Origin of the sequence: Paenibacillus sp. TC-CSREp1 (genome assembly GCF_050171015.1) — a bacterium.
Lineage (GTDB): Bacteria > Bacillota > Bacilli > Paenibacillales > Paenibacillaceae > Paenibacillus > Paenibacillus silvae.
The window spans coordinates 171,900-184,365 of sequence record NZ_JBNOKM010000010.1 but is presented as its reverse complement, the minus strand read 5'-3'; the positions used below and the strand labels follow the sequence as shown (position 1 = coordinate 184,365).

The window sequence follows — 12,466 nt, the reverse complement described above, 5'->3', positions numbered from 1 at the left end:
CTATTGTCCCTCATGCGGACGGGTTAAGGGATGAATTCGGCTGGATTATTGGCGGTTTATTGGGATTGAAATATGGAGAATGAAATGGCGAAAAAGCGCCTGCCCTATCGGCAGACGCTCGTTTAATTATCATTATGCAATAATGTACCGGAAATTTTCCCAAATCTCGAGCTCAGGCTCCCCATTCTTCGCATGGTGATAGAAGCTGAACGGAAACTTGAACACATGGCCCTCATACCAATTACGGCATCGCCTGTCGGTTAACCAGTATTCCAGTTCATGCGGCAGCGCGCGGGAACGCTCAGCCTGTTGTAACGGCAGCACATCTACAGGAGATTGCAGTGTGGCACCCGCCTGTGTTGCATCCACATTGCGACTGAGCCGCAGAGCCTTCACCATTTTCAGAAATGGCGGTATGCCTTTGTCGAACAGAGCCGGGTAACCAAGCTCATAAAGGATATTCAGTGCATGCCCATAGGTCAGCATATGACCGATCAGATCATGATGAGCCTCCGCCTGATAAATGGTGCTGAAGGCTCCCAGCTCCTCCAGAATCAACCGGGACAACTCCATCGGCTTCAGTATGTCGGGAAAACCGTCCTTTTCCTCCAGGGACATATGGCGAATTTCCTTCACGGTTGTGTTCATCCAGGACCGGCCTGGAATCGTTCGTTCAAACGACTCGATTAATTGAGCAATCTGCTCGATCTCTTGTGCCGTGCCCCATCCTTCCAGTTCGCGAATGGCTTTGAGACTAATCGCTCCATAGATGGCCTGATGGCCGACCCAGTGCAGCTCCCCGATCGTTCGCTCCAGTGCGTCTGCAATACGCGCTTCGGCCAATTCCAGCGGCATACACTCATCTGGCAAAACAGTCTGTGCGGAACGGGTTCCATGCTGACGCAGCATCGCTTTGGCTTCGGCGGTGATGCTTCCGGCGGCAAGAGCCGTGAGATGATTTTCCCGTACCCAGAAGTAAGCTGCAATCGCGCCCGCCCCATAATGGGCATGCCACAAATCTCCTGTGCGCTCCCGACTGGATGCCATTGTCGCTAGTCCTTCCTCCAACAAACGTCGATCCAAGTCTGCCATCCCCTTCTCTATTAGACTGAGTTTTAAGATACGCCCTAGAATGGAAGCCTCTCTAACAAGCGGCCTGCCTGATCTCCATAAAATAAAGCGTTTACTTCTATATCATGATCAAGAACCTACACTTATGCCCTTTTTGCAGGATATTAATGAAACGAAGATTTTCTACATGGACACTAAAACAACAGAAGAACCTGAAGCAGCGCTGTTATGCTCCTAGAGTCGAAGTCTGCCTACCTCACGGATTGTTGCTTCCAGCGGAAACATCTGTGCCTTTTGATCGGAGAAAAACCAGACTCGTTCCTTCTTCACCACAATAAACAACCCATTACGGTCACCTACTGGAGAAAAGGTATCACTTCCCTCACCCCAAAGCGGCAAGCCAGCCTTCCCCAGTTCCTTCACCGTTGCAGACACATTCTCCGAAACCAGTCCAATCTCGCACACCTGCAGAATATCTGCTGCCGAGAATGCCCAATCTTGTTCATTATTTAACGGATGATGGGCGATCAGCTCCACAATGTTTCCAGCCGGATCTTCAAAATATAGTGAATGAGAGTCCCAATTGACCGAATAGGTTTCATCCCTTTTTCCATCGCTGTTCAGGGTTACTCGTGACGCTGCCCACTGCTTTGCTTCCTTGAATCGATTACGGGGAATCATCCAGGCAAAATGATAAAACGGCTTACTGCCATTTCCCTCTGTGCCAGCTACTGCATTCCACTGCTTGAACATCATCTTCGTGCTTCCTGCTTGTACAGTGAAGGCTTGCTCGACAGGATCAAGAGCAGACACCTTCATGCCCAACGTACTTCCATAGAAATGATGCAGCTCCTCCAGCTTCGCTGTATAAAATAACACCTCTTGAATAATCATGCCTCAACACCTCTTCAGTCTTCGTACGCCAACACCTTTTTAATCATCGCCAATAGCTTCTCAATCAATCATCATACGCCTCTCCCGTGCATCTTCTCCCATCTACTCCACGGCACCAGCCCAAGCTCAGGCTTCGCCTCATCTGGAAGCACAGCGATGAATTCAAGTGAATGACCATCCGGGTCGGCGAAATAGACGGAAACTGCGGGCATCCAGCCAAAAACGTACAGCTCTCCAATATCATCATCCTGAAAATTGCGAGTCGCTATGCCCTTGTTTTCCAGGTATTCAACCGCATGCTTCATATCTTCCAGAGAGATGTGAAAGGCAAAATGCTGGCGCTGCACCTGTGCAGGCTCCTTCTCCCAAAGCCCCAGCATGTTATAGCGTTCCCCGCCAATCCAATAGAAGGCGTTGCCTCGCTCTGGCTGTCCGTAAGCATGGGTTAAACCCAGTACCTTTTCATAAAAATGATGTGATTTTTCCAGATTCGTCACGTTCAGATGTGTTTCATATATGCCTTTAATCATAGTGAACGACCTCTTTTCTTATCATTGCTTATCATTGCATATCCTTGATCCCGTGCTTTACAACGCCTTCTTTGCTGCTGTTAATGTCTCTGCCAGCTTCAAAAACGATCCCAGTACCCGTTGTACCCGGTCCTCGATATCCTGGCTGCCTTCGTACTCCTCATATCCATCAAATGTTGCTTCAAAGCGTCTACGCTGTGCGCCGCCAATCGAGATCCATTCCGGGGCGTTGATGCCATGCAGGTTACGGACCATCGTTTGCATCTGGGTAAGCGAGCTTACGCCGACTGCGCCGCCAGCAGAACTGATCGATAGCACCGGCTTGCCGCTAAAATGTGCCTGACTTAGATGGTCCAGCGCATTTTTGAGCACGCCGCTGATGCTGCCGTGGTATTCTGGCGTAGACAGGATAATTGCATCCGCTGCAAGCAATACCGTATTTAATTCAGCCAGATGTTCGTCCGTTTCCTGTTTTTCATCCGGGGCGTAGAAGGGCAGCGGTTTCTCATACAGATCAAACAGTACGGCCTCATGTCCCTGTCCCCGAATTACTTCTGCCGCGTATTCACCTAGTCTTGTGCTGGTTGCATTTTTACGGTTACTGCCTGCCAATATAACAATGTTCATCATATTCACTCTCCAATGTCAGATTCGTTTCGTTTCTATTCTCTCGGACCGTTTTGTCCTGTTGCTTTAACATATCCTTATTTTACCTTGTAAACCCTGCGCAATTCGTCAGCTAATGGACTTAACTTCATCACAAAAAAACTCAACCTTTCGGTTGAGTTCATACGACTTTAGTCTGATTTAATCTGAGTTTCGTAGAGAATGAAACCTTACAGCTCCCAGCCATTCCTTACTGCATGAAGCGCCGCCTGTGTACGGTCGGCAAGTCCCAGCTTGTCCAGCAGATGACTTACATGTGTTTTTACCGTTTTCTCCGTAATAACCAGCCGGACGGCAATTTCCTTATTGCTCAGCCCTTGGGTGATCAGCCCCAAAACTTCACGTTCACGGCGGGTGAGCACATTCACGCCTGCTGTACTGGATCGTGCACTTGATTCAATGGATGGACTCGTTAGGCCTGTGCCGAGCATATGCAGCTCCTGCTGTACCGATTTCGTTTCATTTAGACGCTGGAAAAAAGGTGATCCTGCCTCCTGCTGTTCTGCCTGCACAGAGTTCGATTGCAGATCCATTGATGCCATCACATGCATGAGTTGGCCTGCCGCCGCTGGATGCAGCTCCACCTGCCCTGAGTACACGTTGCGAATCGCCTTCGCCAAATCCTCCGGTTCAATATCTTTGAGCAAGTACCCCTTCACTCCTGCACGAACAGCAGGCACGACATGATCCTGATCCGAGAAAGAGGTCAGTACGATGATTCGTGTACCCGGCAGCAAACGGCGCAAATGTCTGGAAGTTTCAATGCCGTCCATCACAGGCATGTGCAGATCCATGAGAACAACATCCGGCTCCAGTTCCTGCGCACGCTCCAAAGCCTCCTGCCCGTTCGACGCTTCACCAACAACCTTCATATCCTGCTGTGTACTCAGAAAAACATGCAGTCCCCGTCTGACCATCACATGGTCATCGGCAAGTAATATTGTAATAGGCATTGCTGCCTGCCCCCTGACTTTATTCGGATTCAAACGGAATTGGAATAACGGCAGCTATGGTGGTTCCCTTACGAGTAGAACTCCATATATCCAGTTTTCCTCCCAGTGATTGAGCACGTTCTCTCATAATGGACAGTCCCAGTGAGCTTTCAGAGGCTGGCTTCCGTCTCTTGGCCCCACCTTTTCCCCGATCCGAGATCGTGAGTTTCGCTTCATGTTCATTGAATTCCAGCAAAATATTGGCCGATGTTACTCCCGCATGCTTCCGAACATTGTTGAGCGCCTCCTGGCCAATGCGCCACAGACCTTCTTCCACGAAACGCGGAATAGCGCGCAGCCCCTTACGGTCGGCAATTACCTGAAGCCCTTGCCTCGCCCCATACTCTTGCAATGCACTTAGCAGTCCTCCCTCCAGTCCGGCTGGACGAAGCTGCATAATAAGAGCGCGCATTTCCTTGAGGGCTTCCTGCGACAAAGCTCTAATATCTTTCATTGCTTCTGCAGCAGGATGCAGAGGCTCTGTGCCTGGGAACATACTCTCCGCACCTCTTGCCGTTAACGACAAGGAGAACAAAATCTGATTCACGGAATCATGCAGATCCCGCGCCAGCCGATTTCGTTCTTCCAGCCTTGCCAGTTCACGCCGATGATCAGCCAGCTTCAGACTTTCTTTGGCTGCCACAATATGCTCTGCCAAAGCCTCCAGCACCTCACTGTCTGCCCTGAGCAGATTCGATGAGCGCACTCCTGTGGCAATCACCAGCACTCCCGGCTCGCCCGGTGTATGATAAGGGATCGGTACGCCAATTCCCGAAGAAAGTTCATAACACTTCGTACCCGCTGTACACGAACTGAACATTTCAATCAGTTCATCCGCTGACAGCATGGCAGCCCGATAATGATCAACAATCCGATCCAGGAGGTGAATCCCTTCCTTGGAGAAGGAGGCTCCTGAATCCATCCATACCTCACCTTCTGCATACACCGCTTGTAAGTGAAAGGTCCCTTGCGTCTGCTGCATGAGCGCAGCGAACGGCCAGTCAAAATGCTTGCCGAGCAGTTCTGCAACCGTGCACGGCAATGCATCTGCCTCGGTGCATTCGTTAACGCGAAGACTTAGTGCTGAGCCAAAATCCCCCAGACGGGCATAGAGATCAGCCCGCCGCTGCTCTGCACGATACAGACGCATCCGTTCCATTGCACTGCCAATCTGGTAAGCAACCGCCTGCAGAAGAGCAAGCTCATTGTCGCTGAAATGCTGCTTGCCAGGCGCTGCCACGTTAAGCAGTCCGAGCATTCGCTCACCCGAGCGTAGTGGAACCGTGGCATGATGCGTAATATCGGCTGTATCTCCCCACTGGAATTCCACAGCATCCTCCAGCCGCTTGCAGTTGATAATATTTACCGCATACTGCAATCTGCCATCCCGAAAACGATTGACACACCAGCATGTTCCCACCCGCATCGGCTCTTTATCATTACGCATCAGGGCGTGAGGCAGGTTGTAGTCAGAGATACAGGTATATTCTCCACGTTCATTAATGAGAAAAAGCCAGCCTGCCGTTAATCCGGTCAATTCAAGCAATTTGCCAACCACCGTATCCAGCATCAGGCTGAGATCGTTGGAGGTATTCAGTGTTTCCGCAATGGTTTTTAACGTGACCATTTCTTGCATTCGAACCTCTTCCGGCATATTACGCTCTCCCCTTCCGCAGCGGCATTCCGTCATTTTGTCCCAACTATTGTAACCAATCCCCGGGTGAGATGAAAGCTTCAACTTCGAGCAGGATGCTCAGCCAAGCTTCTGCCTTTCTTTTCTTCTCGATGACAGAGGCTCCATATTAATCAGACCGCGGTCGGACAAAGCAAGCGCCATTTTGTAAAAAGCACGGGTGCGGATCTTGGTGTACGTATCCTTGCTCACTGGCGGGTCAAAAACATGGTTATAGATTTTATAGTCAAACACATCATCATCCTTCATGTATCGCTCGCGCACAAGCACACGTTCCTTCTCGCTGAGTCGGGACACAATATGGTCAATGGTATCACAATAAGCCCGCCGCGCACGCTGCACGTCCACATTAAAGATCGCTGTTTTGGCTGTGGAATCACCCGTGACGTTAGTAGCACCATGCAAACGCTCCGTATAACTTGCCGTCACCTGCACCTCCCGTTCCTCAAACGCAATCGTTTTGTAGATTCGGTACTTCTCCAATACGGCCTCAACGGCAGCCTGCGTTTTACGACGATCCAGTTCCGGTAACAGCAATTCCATATTTGTCATCATTGCTCTCCTCCTAGTATTAGGTTCATTTATATTTCACCCATTAATCTTCTATATCTCGCCCATTCATCTCACAACATCGTGGCAGCTTGTAACGTCATTAAATCCAAGAACAGACTCTATCTATAGAATTGTTCCAATTCTATAAATCTTAACGTTTTCTGATATATTGCCTTTTGGAAACAATCCTCATTTACATTTTGTTCGTATGTTGTTCGTATTTCTACTAGAGGATACCACTTTCTGGAGATTGGAGTAAACCTTCATTTTGGTTCGTTTAGAGGGTAAAATAAAACCCAAGCTTTCATTTCCTATACCTTTTGGCATAATTGATTCAAATCTCTTTACCTAATGGTATATATACGATATAGTACAGATAATTACTGAACTCGCATAAGTCAATGTGTGGTTTATGAATTAAGATAATGTTTAGAGCAAGCACTTTAACGAAGAGGACAGAACAAACCGGAAGAAGCGAAGCGTTCGCCTTTATCCCCGGATTTCTCCCTTAAGAGAAAATTCATCAGAAATCTGGGGATAACAGCGATCGGAAGGTTGTTCTGGCATCGGAGTGTTCTGTGCAGCACCATTCTCTTATTTCATAATGACAAGCACTTGTGACGAGTCGAAGGAGTGGCATGAATTGTGGAGCACGCTTTTGGTCCTTATATGAAACAGCTGCGCGAGCAGCAGGGATTCAGCATTAACCAGCTCGCTGATGCAGCCGGAATAAGCAATTCACAGATTTCACGTATTGAGAATGGTGTACGCGGGGTGCCTAAACCGATAACCATCCGCAAGATTGCCGATGCTCTCGGTGTACCTTATACCGACATGATGAAACAAGCTGGCTATATCGAAACAGGCCAGGCTGCCGACGTTCAGGATGTACCCGAATGGGCAACGTATAAGGACCGACGGGATTTCAAACGAATGCTGGAGGATGAGGATGACCTGATGTTTGACGGTATACCGCTGGATGAAGAGGACAAGAAAAGAATCAAGGACGTACTTACAGGTTTGTTCTGGGAAGCCAAACAAATGAATAAACGCAAAAAGCCAGGCGAATCGGACCCGCGCTCATGAGGCCAAGACACGAGCTCAACTTACTGGAATTGCAGGTGAGATCACATGGATGACATCGTAACCAAGCTGATTCGAAAACATCGAACCAATTGTCCATTCAGCATTGCCCGCGCTGTAGGTATACAGATTCGGTTCACCAATCTGGGACAATCGACCAAGGGGCTGTATTTCCGCAAGCTTCGCCGCAGATTTATCGTCATACACAATGACTTGCCTCCAGAATGGCAGCGATTTGTGTGCGCGCATGAGTTAGGTCATGACAGGCTGCACAAAGGAATCAATCGTTTCTTTCTGGAGGAGCATTCCTATTTCGCTCCGGGCAAGCTGGAGAGACAAGCAAACCGTTTTGCTATTCAGCTGTTGACGTCTGGTGTTATGCCGGAGCCCGAGGAATCCCTGGAGAAATTTTGTTTGCGCACCGGATTGCCGCGTGAAGCGCAGCATTTTTTTTACACCACATAAGAACATACGTTCTTTAACGGGTGATGAAGCTCTTTTTTTCCATAAACATAATTGCATGTCACTTTCAGGTCACTTATTTTTACGCGAATTACGAGATTTCCCCATTATAGTCTGCTAAAATACTACATGAGCTGTGTAAACACTCTAATAGATTACTATTTTGGGAGGTTTCGGATTGATGAAAAACTGGAAAAGCGTTGTTTCACTTCTGTTAACGGTTTGTTTACTGTTCGGCAGTGTAGGCATTGCGGCAGCAGCGACGGATACCGCTTCAGGCACAGGCAAACACATCACCATCCTACATACCAATGACATGCATGCTCGTGCAGTGGAACAATCACCTGCCATGGGTTTTGCCAAAGTCGCAGGCATCGTTAATAAATATCGCAGCAATAATCCAAATACACTTCTGCTCGATGCAGGTGATGCCGTACACGGTACTACATTTGCAACCCTCGTCCGAGGTGAAAGTGTTGTAAAAGTCATGAACGAAATAGGTTACCAAGCCATGGTACCGGGAAACCACGAATTCAATTATGGCTCTGATCGTCTGCTGGAGCTGGCAAACATGATGAAGTTCCCGATGCTCAGCGCTAACGTGAAGAAAAAGGACGGAACTCGTCTCTTCGAGCCTTATATTATCAAGGAATTAGACGGTGTGAAGGTTGGTATCATTGCCCTGACTACACCGGAAACGATGTATAAAACAAACCCGAAAAATGTAGAAGGTCTGGACATTACCGACCCATCTGCGGAAGCCAAAGCACTTGTGAATGAAATTCGCGGTAAAGTGGATGTGGTTGTGGTTCTTGGACACCTTGGACAAGATGCTTCCAGCACAGATACCAGCTTCAAGGTTGTCAAAGACGTGCCGGGAATTGATGTGTTCATCGACGGGCACAGTCACACGGTCTTGAAGGATGGTCTGGTGTCCGATCACGGCACATTGATTGCAAGCGCAGGGGAGTACACCAACTATGTAGGTGTCATTGACCTGTGGGTAGACGGCGGCAAAGTGACAAAGAAAACAGCTGCTCTCGTTGATGAAACCCTCGCCAAAGACATTAAACCTGATGAGAAGGTTGCCGCTCTCGTAAGCTCCATTCAGAAGGAACAGGAGCCGATCCTGAAAGAAGAAGTAGCAAATACGGCTGTACTTCTCGAAGGCAAACGGGAACAGGTTCGTGCAGGGGAGACCAATCTGGGCGATCTGCTGGCTGATGCCATCCGTGATGTCAGCAAAGCCGATATTGCCTTAACAAACGGTGGCGGCATTCGTTCTTCTATTGAAAAAGGCATTGTCACCAAAGGTGATGTCATTACGGTTCTTCCTTTTGGCAACCAGGTCGTTACGCTTGAAGTCAAAGGCTCCGATGTGCTTGCAGCACTGGAGAACGGTGTGGGCTCCTACCCGGAACCAAGTGGAGGTTTCCCGCAAGTATCCGGAATCACCTTCAAAATTGATGCCTCCGCTCCAAAAGGCAGCCGTGTGCATTCGGTGATGGTAGGCAATAAAGCTCTTGATCCGGCAGCTGCTTACACCCTGGCAACCAATGATTTCACTGCTGTCGGCGGTGATGAGTACACCATGTTTGCCAAGTATCCGGTAGCAGGCATGTATGGTGCAATGGATGAAGCTCTGATCAACTATATGCAAAAGCTCGGCGCTGTAACGATCCAGACGGACGGTCGGATCAGTGAAGGCAAAAAGGCTGTCGTAGAGCCGGAAGCTCCAGGTTCAGGGAATGAAGCACCGGTGATAGTTCCGGCACCTACGCCAACAAAACCTCAGCCAGAGCAGCCCAAACCGGAGAACCCTGTGAAGCCGGCACCGGGTAAACCAGCTCCAGTCAAAGTGCATATTGTTAAATCGGGAGAATCCCTCTACTCCATCTCCAAGCAATACGGTACAACATGGCAGACACTGCAAAAGCTGAATAAAATCAAAAATCCACACTGGATCTATCCAGGTCAAACGTTGAAATTGCCCACGGCTTCATAATCGGTAACAGGATCATACGCTAACCAAACCAAGGAAGGGAGTCTCTCCACCAGAATAATCTGGATGAGCGGCTCCCTTCTCGTCATTATTCTAAGTGTAAAGTTCTCGTTAAAATTAGAAGTGACTTTAGGATTGCAGACATTCTCAAAAATAAATCCCTTGCAACCCTTAACCTCACACTTTCACGCTGTCTCCACCACACTGAACTATAACCCATTTGCTTGCAACATCGGTAATCATACCGTTTGCCATTCAGAATGGCTGCAACAATTTCTGCACTTGCTTTGCGTAAAAATACTTGGGATGCTGTAAATGATCCTGCGTTTTTTATGCTTAAAAGTAAATTAGCCGAAATGTTGATAGCATGAACCTCGATTATAGTTACTTCGTATGATGAATTCCTTAATTTCCATTGATGTATACGTCCAGAGTCCTCATTTTCCATTAAAAACAAGCACGTTCACGCTGTAAAAGGCCCATCGACATAATATGCAGTCCTATAATATACACCTATGGCATCTCACATACTTCATGCTAGGCTCCTCTTCACATGAAGCTTATCTCTGCTGGATTTGTTCCATGACATAAGTTATCGCTTCCTGTGCTGTCAACTGGATTCGACTCGTTTCACCAGATGCAGCCAGCTGGTGTGAACCCAATTCCACTTTCGCTTCACCCGCACCTCTGCCAACGACGATATGCACTGGCAGGCCAATTAACTCGGCGTCCTTGAATTTCACACCCGGGCGTTCATCCCGATCATCAACGAGCACACGCAAGCCATGATCCAGCAGTTGCTGCTCCAGTTCAAGAACAAGCTTCTTCTGCTGCTCATCCTTCCAGCTCACCGGAATCAGATGAACATCATATGCGGCTACGGATGCAGGCCACCGAATGCCCGTCTCAGTAGCATGCTGCTCCGCAATAGCTGCCACCAAACGAGATACCCCGATGCCATAACATCCCATGACAGGTGCACATTGACGACCATTGCGATCCAGGAAAGCAGCCCCCATGGCATCACTGTATTTGGTACCCAGTTTGAAAATATGCCCCACCTCGATGCCTTTAGTGAACACCAGCGGTTCCCCACACGATACACAACGATCTCCTTCCGCAGCAAAGCGGATTTGTTCCACCTGATCCAAGGCAAAATCAATTCCCGGACGTACACCAGACAGATGCATTCCGGCTTCGTTTGCTCCTGTTATGGCTTGCTGCATAGCGGCTACGTCCACATCGACGATTATCCGTAATCCCAGCCCCACGGGTCCAAGATAACCAACGGCAAGCTGAGAATATGAGGCGAGCGCTGCATCATCTGCCAGAACAAGCTCTTCTGCTCCAAGCACCTGCTTCAGAACAATTTCATTCAACTCATGATCCCCTCGTACAAGCGCTGCTACCAGTTCACCATCGGCCAGGTAGAGCAAAGTTTTGATCATATGCTCTGGCTTTTTATTCAGGAAAGAGCTTAATTCGGCAATCGTGCGCACATCTGGTGTCGCAATACGTGATACTTCAGGCGCCTTGCCTGCTTCACTCTCTTCCTTTTCTTCCATGTGCTCGACAGACAAGGAAGACTGAAATGCTGCCTTCTCCAGATTCGCAGCATACCCGCATTGTTTGCATGCCACAATCGTATCTTCCCCTACATCAGCCAGCGCCATGAACTCATGGGTCTCTCCTTGTCCCCCAATGGTACCAGCGTCAGCTTCAACCCGAAGATAATTCAGACCGCAGCGCTCCAGAATGCGGCAATACGCTGAATTCATCGCCTGATAGGTACGATCAAGCTCATCCCAGTCTGCCGCGAAAGAATAGGCATCCTTCATGATGAATTCACGTCCGCGCAGCAAGCCAAAACGCGGGCGTCGTTCGTCCCGAAACTTGGTGCCAATCTGGTACAGTGTGAATGGCAGCTTTCGGTAGGAATTGACCTCATCCCGGGCCAGCGCTGTAACCACTTCCTCATGCGTTGGTCCAAGCGCAAACTCCCTTGTGTGCCGATCCTTCAAACGCATCAGCTCCGGGCCGTACTGTGTATATCTGCCAGACTCCTCCCATAGTTCGGCTGGCTGCATGATCGGCAGCAGTACTTCCTGACATCCGGCACGGTCCATCTCTTCCCGCACGATTCGCTCCACGTTCAGCAGTACCCGGCGGCCCAGTGGCAGATAACTGTATATGCCTGCCGCTAACTGACGAATCATACCCGATCGAAGCAGCAGGCGATGCCCGGCCGCATCAGCCTCTGCTGGCGCTTCACGTAATGTAGGGACAAGCAGTTCACTTTGACGCATCTTTATAACACTCCTTATTAATCTGAATAATAGACATGATCCTGAATTCGGCTTTAACAGCAAAAAGACACATTCGTCAAGGGACGAATGTGCCGTGGTACCACCCTTATTTAACTGCATACACTTCTGCTTCATGCCCTGCGTGAGATATACAGTCCTATCGAGCATAACGGGCCCTTCCGGCGCAGGTTGCAGCCCGTTACCGACACGGACAT

General features: G+C 49.0%; 11 protein-coding genes. 3 read left to right on the top strand and 8 right to left on the bottom strand.

From position 1 onward, the window contains the following. Positions 1 to 132: 132 nt before the first annotated feature. The 7 genes from ACQSGY_RS17015 to ACQSGY_RS16985 all read right to left on the bottom strand — a co-directional run bounded on the left by ACQSGY_RS17015 (position 133) and on the right by ACQSGY_RS16985 (position 6,389). Positions 133 to 1,083, bottom strand: a complete 951-nt coding sequence (locus ACQSGY_RS17015; protein WP_427052738.1) for a hypothetical protein — start codon at positions 1,081 to 1,083, stop codon at positions 133 to 135. Between the two features lie 222 nt (positions 1,084 to 1,305). Beyond that, on the bottom strand, positions 1,306 to 1,965 hold the full coding sequence (locus ACQSGY_RS17010) for a ring-cleaving dioxygenase (RefSeq protein ID WP_145403502.1): 660 nt from the start codon (positions 1,963 to 1,965) through the stop codon (positions 1,306 to 1,308). Positions 1,966 to 2,036: 71 nt separating this feature from the next. After that, entirely contained in the window at positions 2,037 to 2,495 is a 459-nt protein-coding gene (locus ACQSGY_RS17005) for a VOC family protein (RefSeq protein ID WP_145403503.1), read from the bottom strand. 57 nt (positions 2,496 to 2,552) lie between these two features. Beyond that, positions 2,553 to 3,122: an NADPH-dependent FMN reductase gene (locus ACQSGY_RS17000; protein WP_145403835.1), complete on the bottom strand. Its 570-nt coding sequence runs from the start codon at positions 3,120 to 3,122 to the stop codon at positions 2,553 to 2,555. Between the two features lie 209 nt (positions 3,123 to 3,331). Next, the gene (locus tag ACQSGY_RS16995) at positions 3,332 to 4,114 is read right to left on the bottom strand and encodes a response regulator (RefSeq protein WP_145403504.1); all 783 of its coding nucleotides are present in this window, start codon (positions 4,112 to 4,114) and stop codon (positions 3,332 to 3,334) included. Between the two features lie 19 nt (positions 4,115 to 4,133). Next, on the bottom strand, positions 4,134 to 5,891 hold the full coding sequence (locus tag ACQSGY_RS16990) for a GAF domain-containing sensor histidine kinase (protein WP_427052737.1): 1,758 nt from the start codon (positions 5,889 to 5,891) through the stop codon (positions 4,134 to 4,136). A gap of 15 nt (positions 5,892 to 5,906) precedes the next feature. Further along, complete coding sequence (locus tag ACQSGY_RS16985; RefSeq protein WP_145403836.1) at positions 5,907 to 6,389, bottom strand: ArpU family phage packaging/lysis transcriptional regulator; 483 nt, start codon at positions 6,387 to 6,389, stop codon at positions 5,907 to 5,909. A 651-nt stretch (positions 6,390 to 7,040) separates the two neighbouring features. Here ACQSGY_RS16985 and ACQSGY_RS16980 point away from each other — a divergent pair. The 3 genes from ACQSGY_RS16980 to ACQSGY_RS16970 all read left to right on the top strand — a co-directional run bounded on the left by ACQSGY_RS16980 (position 7,041) and on the right by ACQSGY_RS16970 (position 9,948). After that, positions 7,041 to 7,484, top strand: coding sequence for a helix-turn-helix domain-containing protein (locus ACQSGY_RS16980; protein ID WP_427179470.1), 444 nt, complete (start codon positions 7,041 to 7,043; stop codon positions 7,482 to 7,484). Between the two features lie 45 nt (positions 7,485 to 7,529). Continuing rightward, positions 7,530 to 7,946, top strand: a complete 417-nt coding sequence (locus ACQSGY_RS16975; protein ID WP_184188809.1) for an ImmA/IrrE family metallo-endopeptidase — start codon at positions 7,530 to 7,532, stop codon at positions 7,944 to 7,946. Positions 7,947 to 8,124: 178 nt separating this feature from the next. Next, complete coding sequence (locus tag ACQSGY_RS16970) at positions 8,125 to 9,948, top strand: 5'-nucleotidase C-terminal domain-containing protein (RefSeq protein ID WP_427052736.1); 1,824 nt, start codon at positions 8,125 to 8,127, stop codon at positions 9,946 to 9,948. Between the two features lie 557 nt (positions 9,949 to 10,505). Here the strand turns inward: ACQSGY_RS16970 and ACQSGY_RS16965 are convergent. Next, the gene (locus ACQSGY_RS16965; protein ID WP_427052735.1) at positions 10,506 to 12,251 is read right to left on the bottom strand and encodes a proline--tRNA ligase; all 1,746 of its coding nucleotides are present in this window, start codon (positions 12,249 to 12,251) and stop codon (positions 10,506 to 10,508) included. Between the last annotated feature and the right edge of the window lie 215 nt (positions 12,252 to 12,466).